This is a genomic window from Rathayibacter sp. AY1A3 (assembly GCF_002930975.1).
In the GTDB taxonomy this organism is placed as follows: domain Bacteria; phylum Actinomycetota; class Actinomycetes; order Actinomycetales; family Microbacteriaceae; genus Rathayibacter.
Window position 1 is genome coordinate 54451 of record NZ_PSTO01000010.1, and the last position, 17106, is coordinate 71556.

The following is a 17106-nucleotide window of genomic DNA, read 5'->3' on the forward strand; positions in this document are numbered from 1 at the left end:
GGCCCTCGAGAAGGGGTAGCGTCGACAGGTGCGATTCCCGTGGCGTTCCCGAGACAGCGAGCGACTGCCGCGGGACGTGCTCGTGCTGGGGGTCGTCGCCTTCTTCGTGATGCTGGGGTTCGGCGTCGTCGTGCCGGTGCTGCCGACCTACGTGCGCAGCTTCGGCGTCGACTACACGGCGGTCGGCGCGGTCGTCTCGGCGTTCGCGCTGATGCGGCTGGTCGCGAATCCGTTCGTGGGGCCGCTCGTCGACCGGTTCGGCGAGCGGGTCGTGCTCGCCGTCGGCATCGGCATCGTCGCGCTCTCCTCGGCGCTGGTCGGCTTCGCCTCCGACTACCCGCACCTCCTCCTGCTGCGCGGAGTCGGCGGCATCGGCTCCGCGATGTTCTCCGTCGCGGCGATGACGCTCCTCCTGCGCACCGCGAGCCCGGAGCGGCGCGGCCGCTCGATCGGCTTCTACCAGGGCGGTTTCCTGCTCGGCGGCATGGCGGGCCCCGCGGTGGGCGGCGTGCTCACGGCGATCTCGCTCACCGCCCCCTTCTTCTTCTACGCCGGCACGCTCGCGATCGCGGGGCTCGTCGGGCTGATCCTGCTGCAGCGGCCGGAGCGCGACGCGGCACCGTCCGCCGCGGCGAGGACGAAGCCCCTGCGCGAGGTCGCCCGCGACCGCCGGTACCAGAGCGCGGTGCTGGCGAACTTCGCCCTCGGCTGGTCGGCGATGGGAGTCCGCGCGACGCTCGTCCCCGTGCTCGTCGTAGAGGGGCTCGGCGGGCAGCCCGCCTGGACCGGCATCGCGTTCGCGATCGCCGCGGTGGTGCAGACGATCGCGCTCGCGCCCGCCGGCCGCTTCGTCGACACGGTCGGCCGGCGCCCGGCGCTCATCGGCGGGTTCTCCGTCGCGGCGGTGGCGATGCTGGCGATGCCGTTCGTCTCGGAGCTGTGGCTGCTCGTCGTGCTGCTCTGCGTCTACGGAGCGGCGGCCGCCTTCATGGGCACGGCCCCGGGTGCGCTGGTCGGTGACGCCGCGGGCGAGCGCGGCGGCAAGCCGGTCTCGGTGTTCCAGGCCGCGTCCGACCTGGGCGGCGTGATCGGGCCGCTGCTCGCAGGCGCTCTCGCCGACGCCGCATCGCCGACCGCGGCCTTCGCCTCCGCCTTCGTGCTGCTGGCGGCGAGCGCGCTGCTCGGCCTGCGGATCCCGCGCTCGCGGATCGCCTAGCTGTTCCGCCCGCGGGCGTCGACGGGCCAGACGGCGCCGCCGCCGTCGCGGAGGAGGACGCGGTACTCGTCGGCCAGGTTCACCGCGACGCAGACGTGGTTCGGCGCGATCCGCACCCGCGTCCCCACGGGCAGGTCGACACCGGTGATCGTCGCATGGTGCTCCGAGAGCACCGGGATGCGCGCCTCCGGGTGCCCCGGGAGGCGGCCGAAGCCGCTCGAGGCCGCGCCACGATCGGAGGAGAGCACCTTGCTGCCCGCGTCGGCGATCAGGTGGTCGCCGCGGCGGGACACGATCGTGGCGAGGACGGTGACGGCGATGTCCTCGGGCGTCATCGTGCCGATCTCCCACTGCTGGGCGTCGCCGAGGGCCGAGACCCCGGGGCGCAGCTCCGTGAGCACCGAGGAGTCGGCGAACGCGGCCGAGGGGGTCGAGCCTCCGCTGACCACGCGGGCCTCGACTCCGGACGCCGCGAGCGACGCGACCGACTCGGCGAGCGCGCGCGCCTCGTCGCGGGCGGCCGCCGCTCCGTTGCCGGCCGCGTAGCTGTGGCCGGGGAAGGTGAAGACGCCGGCGACGTCGAGCCCGGCGGAGACGGCGGCCGCGGCGATCGCGCCGGCTTCGGCGGGGAGCACGCCGCTGCGGTGGTGGCCGGAGTCGATCTCGACGACGACCTCGAGCCCCTCGCGCTCGGGCAGGGCCGCGGCCAGGCGCTCGGCCGACTCCGCCGAGTCGACGCCGACCCGCACACGGGCGCTCGCGAGGACGTGGCGGAGCCGCCCGGCGCGCTCGGCGTCGACCCAGAGCGGGTAGGCGATGAAGAGGTCGCGGATCCCTCCCGCGGCGAAGACCTCGGCCTCCGAAACGGTCGCGACGGTGAGGCCGACGGCCCCCGCGGCGAGCTGGCGCCGGGCGATCTCGAGCGACTTGTGCGTCTTCGCGTGGGGGCGGAGCGCCAGGCCCCGCTCGCGGGCAGCCGCGGCGACGGCGGCGATGTCGCGGTCGAGCACCGCCTCGTCGAGCACCAGCGCCGGAGTGGCGAGAGCGTCGAGCGCGGCGGAGCGGGCGGAGGAGTCGGCGGCGGCGGTATCGACGGTCACGCGCCGAGCCTAGGGCGCACCACCGGCCCGCGTCCGGCCGTCACGGCGGCCTCGCGCCGGTCCGCCGCCGGTCATCGCGCCCCGAGGAAGGCCCCGCGGAGGGATCCCGTCGAGCACGACACCGCGTCGACCTCGGAGGCGGCCGCGCCGCTCCGACACCGTCTTCCGGATCGCCCACCTCTCCGCCGGGACGCTCGCGACGACGCTCCTGGGCTTCGGCGTCGTCGGGCAGAGCACTCTCGTCCACTGACCGTTCATCCTCCGCGGGATGCGGGGAGGACCCCGGCGCTGCCAGGCTGAGCGGATGACTCCGCAGTCCTCCCGCCTCCGGCCCTTCGGCCCGTCCGGCGCCACCGTCACCCGGCTGACCCTCGGCACCTCCTGGCGCCCCGAGCGCGTCGCCGACCTCGACCGGGTGCCGGCCCTCGAGCGCGTCCTCGACTCCGACGCCGCCACCCGCGCCGTCTCCGTCGTCGACACGTCCAACGAGTACGCCGGCGGCCACAGCGAGCGCCTGATCGGCGAGGCCCTGCAGGCCCGCGGCGGCGTCCCCGAGGGGATCACCGTGGTCACCAAGCTCGACCGCGACCCGAGCACCGGCAGCTACTCGGCCGAGCGGATGCGCCGCAGCCTCGACGAGAGCCGCGAGCGCCTCGGTATGGACGTCCTCCCCCTGCTCTACCTGCACGACCCGGAGCGCATCTCGTACGACGAGGCCTTCGCCGAGGACGGCCCGGTCCGCGCGCTCGTCGCGATGAAGGAGGCGGGCGTCGCCCTCTCGATCGGGATCTCGGGCGGACCCGCGCCGATGCTGCGCCACTACGTCGACACCGGCCTGTTCGACGCCGTGATCACCCACAACCGCTTCACGCTCGTCGACCGCTCCTCCGAGGAGCTGATCGACGCGTCCGTCGACCGCGGCGTGATCGTGGTCAACGCGGCGGTCTACGGCGGAGGCGCCCTCGCACGCTGGCCGGAGCCGGTCGCCTCCTACGCCTACCGGCCGGCGCCGCGCGAGATCGTCGACGCCGTCGCGGCGATGGGAGCGGCCTGCGACCGGGCAGGCGTGCCGCTCGCCGCCGCCGCGCTGCAGTTCTCGACGCGCGACCCCCGCGTGACGACGACGGTCGTCGGCGCCACCTCCGCCGAGCACTACGACTCCTTCGTGGCCGACGACACGCTCGAGATCCCCGACGCGCTGTTCGAGGAGCTGGAGTCGCTCGCTCCGCCGAGCACCGTCTGGCAGGACGCGCCCGGGGCGACCTGGCCGCGCTGATCCGGGCATAGCCGGGCTCTCCTCCCGGTTGGAGCACGTGACCCCCTCCGCGAGATTCCGCCGGCGTGCGCCCTCACCGGCGTATCGCCTACCGAAGCGGCGTTCCGCGGAGAAGCACGACAGGAGAGACATGACCGACACCGCCTTGTTCCAGCCGCTGACGCTCCGCTCGAGGACCGCGCGCAACCGCCTCTGGGCGGCACCGATGTGCCAGTACTCGGTGGAGGCGCAGGACGGCGTGCCCACCTCGTGGCACCTCGTGCACCTCGGCGGGCTCGCGCGCGGCGGATCGGGCGTCGTCATCGCGGAGGCCACCGCCGTCGTCCCCGAGGGGCGGATCAGCCCCTGGGACACGGGGCTGTGGAACGACGAGCAGCGCGACGCCTGGGCTCCGATCGTCGATTTCGTGCACGGACAGGGCGCGCTCGCGGGCGTGCAGCTCGCCCACGCGGGCCGGAAGGCGTCGACCTACCGCGAGTGGAGCGGACGCGGATCCGTGCCGCTGGAGGACGGCGGCTGGCCGACCGTCGCTCCCTCGGCCGTCGCGTTCGAGGGCTACGCGGAGCCGCGCGAGCTGGCCGCGGAGGAGCTGCCGGGCCTCGTCGAGGCGTTCCGCGCCTCCGCCCGCCGCGCCGCGGACGCCGGCTTCGACGTGATCGAGCTGCACGCCGCGCACGGGTACCTGCTCCATCAGTTCCTGTCGCCGCTCTCGAACACCCGCGAGGACTCCTACGGCGGCTCGCTCGAGAACCGGGCGCGCCTGCTGCTCGAGGTCGTCCGCGCGGTCCGCGCCGAGATCGGGGAGCTCGTGCTGCTCGTCCGCTTCTCCGCGACCGACTGGGCCGAGGGCGGCTGGACACTGGAGGAGACGATCACCGTCTCGGAGTGGGCGCGCGCCGAGGGCGTGGACCTCTTCGACGTGTCGACCGGCGGACTCGTGCACGCCAGCATCCCGGTGGCGCCGCTCTACCAGGTGCCGTTCGCGCGCGACCTGCGGAAGGCGACCGGTGCGCTGGTCGGCGCCGTGGGACTCATCACCACGGCGGAGCAGGCGGAGGGCGTGGTCGCGAACGGCGACGCCGACGTCGTGCTGCTCGCCCGCGAGCTGCTGCGCGACCCGAACGCTCCGGTGCGGATGGCGCACGAGCTCGGCGCGGACCTGCCGGTGCCCCCGCAGTACACCCGGGCCTGGCGCTGAGCCTTCAACCGCGAGATGCCACCTGTGCGCACGCCTCGCGGCGTGTCATGTGCACAAGTGGCATCTCGCGGAGGAGAGCGGTCGGGCTCCCCGGAGGAGAGCGTCAGCTCTCGGAGGGCTCCTCGGGAGCGTCCTCCTCGGGGTTGAAGTGCGAGTCTCCGGAGACCCCCACCGCCAGCCCGTCCTCGGAGTGCGGGATGGTCTCGTCGTCGCCGAGACCGTTCGCCTTCTTCTCGCCCTCGGACGAGGTGGCTGCGTCGGTCACGGCTCAGGCCTCGACGTCGCCGCGCCAGGCACCGTCGGGGGTGCCCTGCTTCTCGATGTACTCCTTGAAGTTGTTCAGGTCCTTCTTCACGGCGTGGCTGCCGGCGCCGACGAGCGAGCCGAGCGTCTCGAGGAAGCCCTTGGGCTCCCAGTCGAGCTGCACGGTGACGCGGGTCTCGGTGTCGGAGAGCTTGTGGAAGGTGACGACGCCCGCGTGGTCGGTCTCGCCGCCGGTGCTGTTCCACGCGACGCGCTCGTCGGGGTGCTGCTCGGTGATGTTCGCCTCGAACTCGCGCTCGACGGGGCCGACCTTCACCTTCCAGACGGTGAGGGTGTCGGTGACCTGCTGGATCGACTCGACCTCGTCGAGGAAGCGCGGGAACTCCTCGAACTGGGTCCACTGGTTGTAGGCGACGGACACGGGGACGTTGACGTCGACGGTCTCGATGATCTGCGGCACGGTGGTGCTCCTTGCTGTCTCACTCGGTGTGCGGCGTTCCGCTGCTGCGGTCGTCACGCTCGACGTTAGGCGGGAGCCGCCTGGGAGCGCACCGGGTTGCGGACTGCCCCGAACGTGGTAAGCGGAGGCGTAGCTGCGGTGCGCGCGCCGGGACGTCCGCGGGAGGGCGGCGTCCGGACGGCACGGCGGCGTCTCGGGAGCGGCAGCGCCGCTCAGCCGGCCGGCTCCTCCATCGGTCGATCGCCCTCGGCATCGAACCTGACCGCGGAGAACAGCAGGTCGCTGGCGAAGAACGGGTTGTGATGACGGCGGAGGGGGCTGCCGCCTCGCCGCATCAGCGTCGTATTGAGCTTGTATGCGGCCTCGACGAACGGCTCGAAGTCGAGCGCCTCCCAGAACTGCTCCCACGACTCGAACTCCCAGGCGCTGACCTCCGCGCTCTTGTAGCTGGTCGAGTACTCGATGCCGAAAGCGGGCGGGAGCTCACTGACTCCCTGCTGACCCAGCCGCTCCGCGAACGTCGGTGCATCGACATTGACAGCGATGACGATCTCCCCGGTCTCCAGGTCCTCCTGAACGAAGACCGTCTCCAGCACTCCGCAACTCAGAGTGAGGAGGCGGCGCCGCTTCTTCGTCCGCCTCGTGGACGGCAGAGCGGACACCGTCCACAGGATCTGCTGTGTTCCGAACGGATCGGGGACCGTTTCGCCGATGTACCTGCCCAGGGCGGCGGAGAGGTCGAGGTAGTCCTCGCGGCGGACCAGCTCCCAGAACCGGCCCGGCATCGTCGCCTCGCCCTCCTCGCCCACACGCGGACGGTCGGCCCTGTTCCAGGGCAGAAGGACGCTCCGCCCCTCCTCCAGGGTGACACCGAGGTCGTCGACGCCTCCCGGCCAGCCGGTGAGCGCGAGGTTGCGCAGGCTGTGCTCGGCCTCCTGCATCCGGATCTCGGCCACTTCCGCGCGGTCGAGGTCGTCACGCCGACACGGAGCGAAGCGGAAGGCGACGACGTCGCCGTGGTGGCGTCTGTGCGTCGCGTACCGGCTCACGATGTTCGTGGTCTGACCGACGTACCGCTGGCCGTTCTCGAACTCCAGGACGTAGATCCCGCAGAGAGTGGTGCGGTCGAGGAACAGCGATGCCGCCGATCCTGCGGCGCTCATGTCGTAGCGGGTGAAGGAGAGCACGGGGACGAGGGGTTCGAGCACCCTCGAACCCTACGACCCGGGCGATCGAGGGACGCCGGCCCGTCGAAGCGACTCGCCGCACCCGGACACCGCCCTCAGCACCGAGACACCGCGTCGTGGCCGGTGCCTCGGCGCTGGAGCGGTGTCTCGGAGCAGGCCGCGGTCAGCGGTCCTGCGGGTCCCCGCCGAGCTGGCCGATGGCGGGGAGGGGGCCGCCGTCGTCGGCGCCGGTGCGGCGCCAGCGGGCGATGGCGTTGCCCAGGTGGTAGATCACGAGGGCGGCGCCGGCGCCGAGGACGATGCCGCCGAGCTCGAAGCCGCCGGAGGAGAACGAGAAGCCGGCGATCGCGATCACGAGGGAGACCGCGGCGGTGTACTGGTTGACCGGGCGCGAGAAGTCGACGCGGTTGTCGATCCAGATCTTGATGCCGATCACGCCGATCAGGCCGTAGAGCGCGGTGGTGGCGCCGCCCAGGACTCCGGCCGGGATCGAGTTGAAGACGGCGCCGACCTTGGGCGAGAGGCTGAGCAGGATCGCGGTGACGCCGGCGACCCAGTAGGCGGCCGTCGAGTACACGCGGGTGGCCGCCATCACTCCGATGTTCTCGCCGTAGGTCGTGGTGCCGGAGCCGCCGAAGGCGCCGGAGAGGGTGGTCGCCACACCGTCCGCGATCAGGGCCCGGCCGGTGCTGGCGTTGGCGGAGGCGTCGGTCATCGTCGCGACGCCGCGGACGTGTCCGACGTTCTCGGCGATGAGGACGAGCACGACCGGCAGGAACATCGCGATGCCCGACCAGGTGGATCCGGAGGCGAAGTCGGGGAAGGTGAACGGCGGCAGCCCGAACCAGTCGGCCGCACCGACCGCGGAGTAGTCGATCTCGTTCCGCAGCAGGGCGACGACGTAGCCGATGACCACGCCGAGGAAGATCGAGACGCGGCCGAGGAAGCCGCGGAGGAACACGCTCGACAGGATGATCGCGGCGAGCGTGATCGTCCCGGTGATCGGCGCCCGCTTGAAGCTGAGGTACGCGGTCGGAGCCAGGTTGAACCCGATCAGGGCGACGATCGCGCCGGCGACGACCGGCGGCATCAGCCTGTCGATCCAGCCGAGGCCGACGACCTGCACGAGGACGCCGACGGCGGCCAGGAGGATGCCCACGGCGACGACTCCGGCGAGCGCCGACCCCGTCCCTCCGACGGCGGTCGCGGCCGTGACGGGCGCGATGAAGGCGAAGCTCGAGCCGAGGTAGCTGGGGAGCCGGTTGCGCGTGATCAGGAGGAACAGCAGCGTCCCGACTCCGGAGAAGAGCAGGGTCGTGGCGACCGGGAACCCGGTGAGCACGGGCACGAGGAACGTCGCTCCGAACATGGCGACGACGTGCTGGATTCCGATGGCGATCGTGGCCGGCCAGGCGAGCCGCTCGCCGGGGGCGACGACGGCGCCGGGCTCGACGGTGCGGCCGTCTCCGTGCAGGGTCCAGATGGGCATGGGGCTCCTCGGCGGGGAAGGGAGGCGGGGGTCGACGTTCACAGTAGCGAGGGGTCTGGCCGTGCCGCGGCACCCGACCTACGATCGGGCCATGGATGGAGCGCGGCGGCTCGGCGAGGAGGAGTTCTCCGCGCACCTCGCCGAGCGGGTCGCGCGGATCCGCGGGTCGTTCGGCGACCTCCCGCTCTGGGCGGTCTCGGGCTGGAGCGGTCCGCGGCTGCTGGCGGAGTGGACGCTGACGGGCGGCCCGCGGGGGCTCTCGTTCCTCGCCGACGACGCGGTCCCGGGCGGGCCGGGGCCCTCCGTCGAGATCCGCACGACCCTCGGCGATCCGCGGCACGACGTCGCGCTGCTCTGCTGCCGGGAGGAGGCGCCCGTCTCGTTCGTGCAGCCGGAGGCGCTGCCCGCTCCCACGCGGATCGCGGAGATCCCGGTCGACGGGGCTCCGGAGCCCTTCGAGGTGTGGGAGGGAGCCGGGGCCGTGCGCGCGGCCGCGTGGGTGCGCGGGCACGTCCTCACGCTGGAGTGCCGCGGAGTCGATCTGGACGCTCTCGCGCTGGACGAGGTGGACGACATCGAGCCGTTCGTGGCCGGCTGGCTGGAGTTCGTCGGCGCCTCGCGGCGTTGAGCCACGACCCGCGCTCCCGCGCTGCTGGGAGAGCGCGGAGTCCCGCCCGGCGCGCCGGTGAAAGATGTGCGCCGATCCCGGACAGGAGGGAGCATGAGGCACATGCCAGCTCCCCTCGCGGGTCCCGACCGGTTCGCCGCGGTCGCCGCCGCGGTCGCCGATCCCGTCCGCCGCTACCTCTGGCGGCGCACCGACTCCGCCACCGCCGACGACGTGCTCGCCGCGACGCTCTCGGTGCTCTGGCGCCGCAGCGCCGACGTGCCCGAGGACGACCCGGTGCCGTGGGCGATCGGCGTCGCCCGGCTCCAGCTGCAGAACGCCCGGCGGATGCAGCGCCGCCAGGTCATGCTCGCCCAGCGGATCGCGGTCGTCGATCCGCCCCAGGTGCAGATCGACGAGGGCGAGGCGTCGGGCGCGGAGGAGACCGTGCGCCTCGTGCTCGCCCGGATGCGCGAGCAGGACGCCGAGCTGCTGCGCCTCTGGGCGTGGGAGGAGCTCGACGTCCGTGGGATCGCCGCGGTCCTCGGAGTCACGGCGAACGCCGTCTCGATCCGCCTCCATCGCGCGCGGCGCCGCTTCGCCGAGCTCTACGACTCCGCCGACCCGCACGCGCCCGAAGGGGGACTCCGATGACCGGAACCGACGACGAGGACGTCCGCCGCCTCCTCCGCACGGTTGACCCCGCGCGGAGCCTCCCCGCGCTCGACCGCGACGAGCTCGCCGAGCAGATCGCCGCCGCGACGGGCGAGGGCACGCGGACGGTGCACTCCCGCCGCCGCTCCCCCTGGCTGATCGTGGGAGTCGGCGCGCTGAGCGCCGGGGCCGCCGCCTCCCTCCTGCTGCCCTTCGCGCTCGGCGTGGGCGGGGGCAGCACCTCGACGCTGATCCTGCCGAGCACGGGCGGGCCGCTGGCCGCGTGCTCGCCGGTGACGGCCGCCGCGCTGGCCCCCGCGCAGCTCGCGTTCCGGGCCGAGGTCCGCTCGATCGACGGGAGCACCGTCACCCTGCACGTGCTCGAGCGCTACGCGGGCGAGGTCGGCGACGGCGTCACGGTCACCCAGGGCAGGGAGACGGTGGTGGACGGCGCCCCCATCGTCTTCGAGACCGGGGTCGACTACCTGGTCGCGGCCGACGGCGACACGATCCTGACCTGCGGCCTCAGCGGCGAGAGCTCCCCCGAGCTCGCGGCGCTGTACCAGGAGGCGTTCTCGCGGCAGTAGGCGGAGGCGGGTAGCGGCCCGGCCGGGCGGTGGCAAGGGCCTCCCCGATCGGGGGGAGCGGCGCGCAGGCTGAGGCATGGGCCTCCCGGCCCTCCCCCTCCGGTCGCCCGGCGGCGCCCGCGGGCCCTCGGCGACACCGCCCCGCCCGCCCCGCAGGAGGCCCGCATGCCGGTGTTCCGGCTCCTCGAACCGCTCCACGCCGCCGGTGTCGCGCTCGCCGACCTCGCGAGCGATCGACTCCGTCTCCACGGCGACGGCTCCGACGTCCGCATCACCGCGGTGACCGTCGCGCACACCGAGGCGGGCCCCGGGGCCCTCTTCGCCGCGCTCCCCGGGAGGAGGAGCCACGGGGCCCGGTTCGCGGCCGACGCGGCGGCAGCGGGAGCGGTCGCCGTGCTCACCGACGCGGGCGGGCTCGACGAGGCGCGCGCCTCCGGACTGCCCGTCCTCCTCAGCGACGACCCCCGCACCGCCCTCGGCCCGGTCGCGGCGCGGGTGTACGGCACGAGGAGCGGACCGGTGCTCCTCGGCGTGACCGGCACCAACGGCAAGACCAGCACCGTGCACCTCCTCGACGCGGTGCTCCGGCAGCTGGGCGTCGTCTCGGGGCTGAGCTCCACCGCCGAGCGCCGCAGCGCCGACCACGTCGTCGCCAGCCGCCTCACCACGCCCGAGGCCTCCGAGCTGCACGCGCTCCTCGCCCGGATGGCGGAGGACGGCGTCGAGGCGGCGGCGATCGAGGTCAGCGCTCAGGCGCTCGTGCGCTCCCGGATGGAGGGGATCGTGCTCGACGTCGCCGGGTTCACCAACCTCAGCCACGACCACCTCGACGACTTCGGCGACCTGGACGAGTACCTCCGCGCCAAGCAGCGCCTGTTCACGCCCGAGCGGAGCCGCCGCGGCGTCGTGGTCGTCGACACCGAGGCGGGGCGCCGGGTCGCCCGCGAGGCCTCCGTCCCGGTCGTGACGCTCTCCGCCGGGGACGGAGCCGACTGGCGGATCGACGTGCTCGAGACCGCGGTCGACCGCACCCGCTTCCGGCTCACCGCCCGCGACGGCTGGTCGACGACCACCTCCGTCCCGCTCCTCGGCCGCCACATGGCCTCGAACGCGGCCCTCGCGCTGGTGATGCTGATCGAGGCGGGCCACGCGCGCGACCGGGTGGCCGCGGCGGTCGGCTCCGGGATCGACGTCACCGTGCCCGGGCGGACGCTGCTCGTGTCCGGCGCCGACGGGCCGCGGGTCTTCCTCGACTTCTCGCACACCCCCGACTCGGTCGCGCGCACCGTCGACGCCCTCCGCGAGGTGACGCCCGGCCGCGTGCTCGTCCTCCTCGGCGCCGACGGCGACCGCGACCCGAGCAAGCGCGCGCCGATGGGCCGGGCCGCCGCCGAGCGCGCCGACCTGGTGATCGTCACCGACCACCACCCGCGCTTCGAGGACCCCGCGCGGATCCGCCGCGCCCTGGTCGACGGCGCGCGCCGCGTCGAGCGCTGCGAGGTGCTCGAGATCGCGGAGCCGGCCGACGCCGTCCGCGCCGCGCTGCACCGGGCCGGCCCGTCCGACTCCGTCCTCTGGGTCGGCCCCGGCGACACCGACTACCGCGTGGTCGGCGCCGACGACCTCCCCTACTCCCCCCGCGCCGACACGGCCCGCGCGCTGGCCGAGGCCGGCTGGAGCGTCGACCTGCTTGACTGACCGGGTGTTCTCGACCCTCCCGGTGCGCCGCGTGCAGGCCCGACCCGAGCACCCCGCCGACCTCGCGCGCTGGCCCGCGACGCTCGCGCCCGTGCGGCAGGTGCTGGCCGAGGGCTGGGATCTCGGCCAGGTGACGGTGATCACCGGCGAGAACGGCTCGGGCAAGTCGACGCTGCTCGAGGCGGTCGCCCTCGCCTACGGGCTGAACGCGGAGGGCGGATCCACGGGTGCGATGCACTCCTCCCGCGCCTCGGAGTCGGACCTGGCCGAGCACCTCCAGCTGGTCCGCGGGGCCGGGGCGTCCAAGCGCGGCTTCTTCCTCCGCGCCGAGACGATGCACGGCTTCTTCAGCTACCTGGAGGAGGTGGGGATCGACGGCGGGTACCACGAGCGGAGCCACGGCGAGTCGTTCCTCGACATCGTGGCGAACCGCTCCCGGATCAGCGGGCTGTGGCTCCTCGACGAGCCGGAGTCGGCCCTCTCGGTGTCGGGCTGCCTCGCCCTGATCGGGCAGCTGCGCGACCTGGTGGCAGGCGGCTCGCAGGTCGTCCTCTCCACGCACTCGCCGATCCTCGCCGCCCTCCCCGGAGCCGACCTCTACGAGCTCGACGAGACGGGCCTGCGCCCCTGCCGCTACGACGACCTCGACCTGGTGCGGACCTGGCGCGGCTTCCTCGACCAGCCGGCCCGCTTCCTGCGCCGGTTGGAGTAGGTCGGCGGGCGATCGGCCGCGCCGGAACGGGCCGTTCGTGTTCACCACGAAGGGAAGTACGTCGGCAGGCAGTCCCGTTCTCGCGGATCCCGGGCCCCCCGGGCGAAAGTCTCCGCCGGTACGAGCACGATCAGGCCGCGGAGGCCGCCGCCGGTCGGGCGACCCGGGGCGCCCAGCCCACCGCGATCGCGGCGCCGGCGAGCGCGAGCTGTCCGAGCGGCGGCAGGATCGCCGAGACCAGGGAGCCGTCGCCGCCGGAGGTGACGAAGGTGTCGGCGACCGACATCCCGAAGCCGAACCCTGCGAAGAAGCGGAAGACGACGGCGCCGGCGACCAGGGCGAGCATGAGCACCGCGATCCGCCGCGGAGTGAGCGGCGACCTCCGGCCGACCAGGGCGCCGACCGCCACGACGATCGCGGCGGCCGTCCAGAACGCGGCCCACCCGGTGACCCAGATCGCGTGGGAGCCGAACTCGAAGCCGTCGCGCTCGGACATGGTCGCGTAGATCTCCGCCAGGGCCATGCCGGGGACCTTCGCCTGCGGATTCCAGACCAGCAGATCCACCGCGCCCACCACCGTGACGCCCGCCACGAGCGCGAGGCCCGCGAGGGCGACGGGGAGGCGCTGAGCGCGGGTCGCCGTCCGCGGTGCGAGGGCGATGGTCCGCGAGCCGCCGAGGACGATCGCCCCGCAGACGAGTCCGGCGAGAGAGACGGGCAGGCCGACGAGGGCGAGGGGTCCGGGGAGGAGGAGGCCGGCCGCGGTGAGCACCGGGCCGACGACGGCGGCGACCAGGGAGATCCGCGCGAGCACCGTGCGGGCCGACGCCGCAGCGCCGAGGAGGTGGACCGCGCCGAGGACCGCGACCGCGACGGCGGCGACGAGCACCGCGGTCTGCACGGCGCCGACGGCGGCGAGGGCGGTGTCGGAGGCGGCACCCGGCTCGGGGACGATCCCGCCGCCGGTCAGCGCGATGCCGCTCAGCATCAGCGCCGCCGCGGCGAAGAGCGCGAGTCCTCGGCGGGCGAGGCGGCGCGGGAGCGTGCCCCGCGCCTCGCCGGTGTGCGCGGGCAGGTCGCGGTCGACGCTCACCAGCAGGGCGAGCGCTCCGAGGACGACGCCGCGCCGGGGCAGTCCCAGCTCGGCGGCCCCGGCCAGGTCGGCCCGCCACTCCTCGAGGTAGCGCTCGCGGGCGAGCGGGGGCAGCAGCAGCGACAGGAGCCGCAGGAGCGCGCTCACGCGGTCGCCTCCGCCGCTCGCGGCGCCGTCCGCGCGATCGACCGCATCCGCTCGACGGCGGCCCGGGCTGCCGGGGCGCCTTCCGCGGTCAGCTCGTAGAGCCGGCGACGCGGGCCGCTCCGCTCGCTCGCGGCCTCCCACTCCGAGACCACCCATCCCGCTCCCTCGAGCCGCTCCAGGATCGGGTAGACGCTGCCCGCCGGTCGCCCGGTGGCCTTGATCACGACCATGCCCCAGGTCGGGCCGTCGGCATCGAGGAGGGTCCGGAGGACGTCCGCCGTGGCGGACGTGAGGCGAGGGAGTGGCTGCACACGGATGACGCTACCTATGTAGAGATAGCGGGGTCAATCGGTCCGCCTCCGTGCGTCCGGGCGATTCCACGCCACTCCTCGGCCTCGGTCGGGCCCTCAAACGTTCGACGACTGCGCCGCCCCCGTCCGAGGAGGACCGGCGTCGGCCCCGCCCCCGCTTCCCTGATCTGCGGGATCGGCGCCTTGATACTCCGATGACCAGGGCGGGATCAGCTGCCGCATCACCCTTCACGGCGGGGTGGTCGCCGAGCAGATCAGCACAGGCGCGTCCGCCTCGGCGATCCCCACGGCGACCCCGCAGCAGCCGCGGACACTGCCGCTAGCCGGACCCCGCACGCAGAACGTCGGCCGAGAGCAGCCGCCCTCCACCCTCGGGGGACGGCGGGCACTCTCGGCCGACGGTCTGCGCGCGAGCGCGGGGACTACTTGCGGAACATCCGCGCCGTGGTCTCGAAGAGGCCCTTCACGGGGCGCTGCTGCTCGCCCTGCTGGGCGCCGAGGACGATGATGACGGCGGTCAGCACGGGGATGGCCCACTGGGTGACCTTCTGCACGCGGAGGGCCGTGGTCAGCTCCTGCGAGTTGTGCTCCGACGCCTCGGTCACGCCGGGGGCGCCCTCGTCGGCGTGCTTGGCCTGCGTCGCTCCGGCGACCGCGGCGATCACCGAGGCGGCACCGGCGAGCCCGGTCACGACGGTCTTGACGACGGTGTTCGTGCGGCTCTCCTGCTGGTTGGCCAGGCGGGTCTTGTTGGCGAGGACGAGTCCGATGCCGCCGACGCCGTGGGCGGCGATCGCGGCGAGCTGCACAGGGGTCCAGCGGGCCCAGCCGTTCGAGGAGAGGCGGAGGCGCTCCGCCGGGTCGGACGAGGTGGACGCGGCGCCGTTCAGACCGACGGCGCCCATGAGCGAGCCGCCGAACCAGGCGGCGGCTCCGAGGTCGTGGAGACTGCGGACGAGGGTGTTGCGGGAGGGCATGTGGGCCTCTTCTCTGCTGGCGGCGGACGCCGGCGGTGGTCGGCTGGTGCGGACTCCTCCGACGCTACGCGCGCCCCGGAACCGCGCACGGGGCTTGACCTCTCCCCCTCCGACAGGCTCCGCTGGAGGTCACCGACCGACCCGGACCGACCGACCCGAGGAGCCCCGCGATGCCCACCGACGACGAGAAGCGGACGACCCGCGACGAGTTCCACGACGCCGTGAACATGACCGCGAAGGAGCTCGAGGAGTGGCTCGGCACCGACGAGTCGAAGGAGGTCGGCCAGAAGCCGGAGGGCGGCGGCGAGTCCGTCGGCCACGAGAGCGGGCGCCGCATCGTTGAGCTGCTCGGCACGAAGCAGGCCGACCTGAGCGACGACGACTACGCCCACATGACGAAGGTCGTCGGCTACGTGCACCGGCACGCGAAGCAGCGTCCCTCGGGCGATGTCACCGAGACGAAGTGGCGCTACTCCCTGATGAACTGGGGCAACGACCCGCTGAAGTGACGGCCGGGCCCGGGGCGGGGTCAGGCCGTCGCGCAGCTCCCGTCGACCTCGCCGATGACGCCGTCCGTCACCGACACGACCGCGCAGTTCGGGTAGCCCCGCTGCGGCCGGTGCGCGGGGTCGAGCGCGCGGAGGATGCTCCCGAGCACCGCTCCGTGCGTCACGACCAGCACGTCCCCGTGCTCCGCCGCCGGCGCGAACCGCGCGATCGCGGCCTCCACGCGGGCGCGCACGGTGGCACCGCTGTCGGCCCGGCCGGAGGGGTCGTGGCGGTGGATCGCGTCGAGCACCGAGTCGAGACCGGCGTCGGTCATCCGCGGCCAGTCGGCGGAGGAGGGCACGTAGGAGTAGCCGTGATCGGCGAACACCGGCTCCCAGAGCGAGGCGTTCGGCTGCCCCTCGAAGGCGCCGAAGTGCCACTCGCGGAGCTCGACCATCGGCTCGGCCTCGAGCGACGGGTGCCCGGCGAGCGCCGCCGCCGCCGTGGTGCGGGTGCGGGTGAGGTCGCTCGTGAACGCCGCGACGAGCGGCACCTCGCGCATCCGCTCGCCGAGGGCCGCCGCCTGGCGCTCGCCGCGCTCGGTCAGGGGCGAGTCGCACCAGCCCTGCAGCTGGCCGGCGACGTTGAAGAGGGTCTCGGCGTGGCGGACGAGGTGGATCGTGCCGCTCACGGGCGCTCGCTCGCGGGCGTCGTCGGGCGGGCGGGGGTGGTGCGGTGCATGCGGTTCTCCGGGGTCAGCGCGCTACTCCGGAGCGGCGCGCGCGATGTGGAGGGCCAGGAAGGCGACCTCCTCGTTGGGCAGGGCGGCCTGGTACTCGGCCGCCACGAAGGAGCGGACCCGCTCGGCGGAGGCGATCGCGCGCGGGTAACGGGCGCTGAGGCTGGTGAAGAGGAAGTCGTCCTCGCTCTCGAGCAGGCCGCCCGAGAAGAAGCGCTCGGCGAAGTACTGCAGGTGCGCCACGAAGCGGGCGGAGCGGAGGTCGTCGCGGTCGAGCGCGGCTCCGCTGGAGTGCTGGATGATCGCGGTCACCGAGCGGATGAGCTGCACGATCCGGAGCGAGTCGATCCCGACCTTGCCGAGCTCCGCGTTGGCGAGGTGGAACGCGACGTTCGCGGCCTCGTCGGCGGGCAGCTCCACGTCCAGGCGCTCGCGCATCCGCTCGACCGCCCGCTCCCCCACCGCGTACTGCACGGGGTAGACCGTCCGCATCTCCCAGGCCAGCCGGTTGGCGACCGAGAGCCCGCGCCGCTGCCGCTCCACCGCGAAGTGCAGGTGGTCGGTGAGCGCGAGGTACACGTGCGGGTCGAGCTTCAGCCCCTGCTCCTCCGCGTCGGCGACGACCGCGCGGGTGAGCTCGACGAACTCCGGCGGGATCTGCGCCAGGAGCTCGACGAGGTTGCGCTGATCCGAGTCGTCCAGCGCCACGAACACCTGGTCGACGCTCGAGGGCTCGATCGCCTCGCCGGCCTTCGCTCCGAAGCCGATCCCCCTGCCCAGGAGCACGCGCTCGACGCCGCGCTCGTCGACGACGAGGACGACGCTCGAGTTGAGCACCTTCTTGATGGTCTGCATGCGTGTCTCCGTCGACGGCCGCGTCAGGGCTGGGGTGGGGGTGGCGG

Annotated in this window: 19 protein-coding genes; 9 read left to right on the forward strand and 10 right to left on the reverse strand. The window is 74.0% G+C overall.

The genetic code is table 11. From position 1 onward, the window contains the following. Positions 1–28: 28 nt before the first annotated feature. Positions 29–1216: an MFS transporter gene (locus C5C10_RS06815; protein WP_244229579.1), complete on the forward strand. Its 1188-nt coding sequence runs from the start codon at positions 29–31 to the stop codon at positions 1214–1216. Here the strand turns inward: C5C10_RS06815 and C5C10_RS06820 are convergent. After that, entirely contained in the window at positions 1213–2316 is a 1104-nt protein-coding gene (locus tag C5C10_RS06820) for an alanine racemase (protein WP_104328874.1), read from the reverse strand. The genes C5C10_RS06815 and C5C10_RS06820 overlap by 4 nt on opposite strands. A 304-nt stretch (positions 2317–2620) precedes the next feature. On the opposite strand from C5C10_RS06820, the gene C5C10_RS06825 reads away from it, so the two are divergent. Next, positions 2621–3592 (forward strand): aldo/keto reductase, encoded by a 972-nt coding sequence (locus C5C10_RS06825; protein WP_181073407.1) that lies wholly within the window; start codon positions 2621–2623, stop codon positions 3590–3592. A gap of 130 nt (positions 3593–3722) precedes the next feature. Beyond that, complete coding sequence (locus C5C10_RS06830; RefSeq protein ID WP_104254884.1) at positions 3723–4790, forward strand: NADH:flavin oxidoreductase/NADH oxidase; 1068 nt, start codon at positions 3723–3725, stop codon at positions 4788–4790. Positions 4791–4893: 103 nt separating this feature from the next. On the opposite strand, the gene C5C10_RS17770 is transcribed toward C5C10_RS06830, so the two are convergent. The 4 genes from C5C10_RS17770 to C5C10_RS06845 form a co-directional block, all read right to left on the reverse strand. After that, entirely contained in the window at positions 4894–5055 is a 162-nt protein-coding gene (locus tag C5C10_RS17770) for a hypothetical protein (RefSeq protein ID WP_167299017.1), read from the reverse strand. A gap of 3 nt (positions 5056–5058) precedes the next feature. Further along, positions 5059–5514: an SRPBCC family protein gene (locus tag C5C10_RS06835; protein WP_104224157.1), complete on the reverse strand. Its 456-nt coding sequence runs from the start codon at positions 5512–5514 to the stop codon at positions 5059–5061. Positions 5515–5726: 212 nt separating this feature from the next. Then, complete coding sequence (locus C5C10_RS06840; RefSeq protein WP_104328876.1) at positions 5727–6722, reverse strand: GIY-YIG nuclease family protein; 996 nt, start codon at positions 6720–6722, stop codon at positions 5727–5729. Between the two features lie 142 nt (positions 6723–6864). After that, a complete protein-coding gene (locus C5C10_RS06845) occupies positions 6865–8190 on the reverse strand; it encodes a uracil-xanthine permease family protein (RefSeq protein ID WP_104328877.1) in 1326 nt (441 codons plus the stop codon). Positions 8191–8281: 91 nt separating this feature from the next. Here C5C10_RS06845 and C5C10_RS06850 point away from each other — a divergent pair, with 91 nt between their 5' ends. From C5C10_RS06850 to C5C10_RS06870, 5 genes are all read left to right on the forward strand, one after another. Then, complete coding sequence (locus C5C10_RS06850; RefSeq protein WP_104246989.1) at positions 8282–8818, forward strand: hypothetical protein; 537 nt, start codon at positions 8282–8284, stop codon at positions 8816–8818. Between the two features lie 102 nt (positions 8819–8920). Then, entirely contained in the window at positions 8921–9451 is a 531-nt protein-coding gene (locus C5C10_RS06855) for an RNA polymerase sigma factor (protein ID WP_181067978.1), read from the forward strand. Beyond that, on the forward strand, positions 9448–10038 hold the full coding sequence (locus C5C10_RS06860; RefSeq protein ID WP_104328878.1) for a hypothetical protein: 591 nt from the start codon (positions 9448–9450) through the stop codon (positions 10036–10038). Before C5C10_RS06855 ends, C5C10_RS06860 begins: the two co-directional genes overlap by 4 nt. Positions 10039–10203: 165 nt before the next feature. After that, complete coding sequence (locus C5C10_RS06865; RefSeq protein ID WP_104328879.1) at positions 10204–11736, forward strand: Mur ligase family protein; 1533 nt, start codon at positions 10204–10206, stop codon at positions 11734–11736. A 4-nt stretch (positions 11737–11740) separates the two neighbouring features. Further along, positions 11741–12448, forward strand: coding sequence for an AAA family ATPase (locus C5C10_RS06870; RefSeq protein ID WP_104268547.1), 708 nt, complete (start codon positions 11741–11743; stop codon positions 12446–12448). 130 nt (positions 12449–12578) lie between these two features. Here C5C10_RS06870 and C5C10_RS06875 read toward each other — a convergent pair whose 3' ends face one another. From C5C10_RS06875 to C5C10_RS06885, 3 genes are all read right to left on the reverse strand, one after another. Next, positions 12579–13688, reverse strand: a complete 1110-nt coding sequence (locus C5C10_RS06875) for a hypothetical protein (RefSeq protein WP_104328880.1) — start codon at positions 13686–13688, stop codon at positions 12579–12581. Then, the gene (locus C5C10_RS06880; protein WP_104328881.1) at positions 13685–13999 is read right to left on the reverse strand and encodes a PadR family transcriptional regulator; all 315 of its coding nucleotides are present in this window, start codon (positions 13997–13999) and stop codon (positions 13685–13687) included. The genes C5C10_RS06875 and C5C10_RS06880 overlap by 4 nt, the downstream gene beginning before the upstream one ends. A gap of 422 nt (positions 14000–14421) precedes the next feature. Continuing rightward, on the reverse strand, positions 14422–14976 hold the full coding sequence (locus C5C10_RS06885; protein ID WP_104225963.1) for a hypothetical protein: 555 nt from the start codon (positions 14974–14976) through the stop codon (positions 14422–14424). A gap of 170 nt (positions 14977–15146) precedes the next feature. On the opposite strand from C5C10_RS06885, the gene C5C10_RS06890 reads away from it, so the two are divergent. Next, positions 15147–15485: a DUF3140 domain-containing protein gene (locus C5C10_RS06890; protein ID WP_104282476.1), complete on the forward strand. Its 339-nt coding sequence runs from the start codon at positions 15147–15149 to the stop codon at positions 15483–15485. Between the two features lie 20 nt (positions 15486–15505). Here the strand turns inward: C5C10_RS06890 and C5C10_RS06895 are convergent, their stop codons facing one another. Then, positions 15506–16156, reverse strand: coding sequence for a histidine phosphatase family protein (locus C5C10_RS06895; RefSeq protein WP_104246978.1), 651 nt, complete (start codon positions 16154–16156; stop codon positions 15506–15508). Between the two features lie 72 nt (positions 16157–16228). Further along, positions 16229–17059, reverse strand: coding sequence for a PRD domain-containing protein (locus C5C10_RS06900; RefSeq protein ID WP_104225973.1), 831 nt, complete (start codon positions 17057–17059; stop codon positions 16229–16231). Positions 17060–17106 lie beyond the last annotated feature (47 nt).

What these genes read in the sequence shown, in the direction of transcription:
- C5C10_RS06900 (WP_104225973.1), bottom strand. Translation starts at nt 17,059, where the DNA reads ATGCAGACCATCAAGAAGGTGCTCAACTCGAGCGTCGTCCTCGTCGTC.
- C5C10_RS06860 (WP_104328878.1), top strand. Translation starts at nt 9,448, where the DNA reads ATGACCGGAACCGACGACGAGGACGTCCGCCGCCTCCTCCGCACGGTT.
- C5C10_RS06865 (WP_104328879.1), top strand. Translation starts at nt 10,204, where the DNA reads ATGCCGGTGTTCCGGCTCCTCGAACCGCTCCACGCCGCCGGTGTCGCG.
- C5C10_RS06825 (WP_181073407.1), top strand. Translation starts at nt 2,621, where the DNA reads ATGACTCCGCAGTCCTCCCGCCTCCGGCCCTTCGGCCCGTCCGGCGCC.
- C5C10_RS06850 (WP_104246989.1), top strand. Translation starts at nt 8,282, where the DNA reads ATGGATGGAGCGCGGCGGCTCGGCGAGGAGGAGTTCTCCGCGCACCTC.
- C5C10_RS06885 (WP_104225963.1), bottom strand. Translation starts at nt 14,976, where the DNA reads ATGCCCTCCCGCAACACCCTCGTCCGCAGTCTCCACGACCTCGGAGCC.
- C5C10_RS06855 (WP_181067978.1), top strand. Translation starts at nt 8,921, where the DNA reads ATGCCAGCTCCCCTCGCGGGTCCCGACCGGTTCGCCGCGGTCGCCGCC.
- C5C10_RS06890 (WP_104282476.1), top strand. Translation starts at nt 15,147, where the DNA reads ATGCCCACCGACGACGAGAAGCGGACGACCCGCGACGAGTTCCACGAC.
- C5C10_RS06830 (WP_104254884.1), top strand. Translation starts at nt 3,723, where the DNA reads ATGACCGACACCGCCTTGTTCCAGCCGCTGACGCTCCGCTCGAGGACC.
- C5C10_RS06845 (WP_104328877.1), bottom strand. Translation starts at nt 8,190, where the DNA reads ATGCCCATCTGGACCCTGCACGGAGACGGCCGCACCGTCGAGCCCGGC.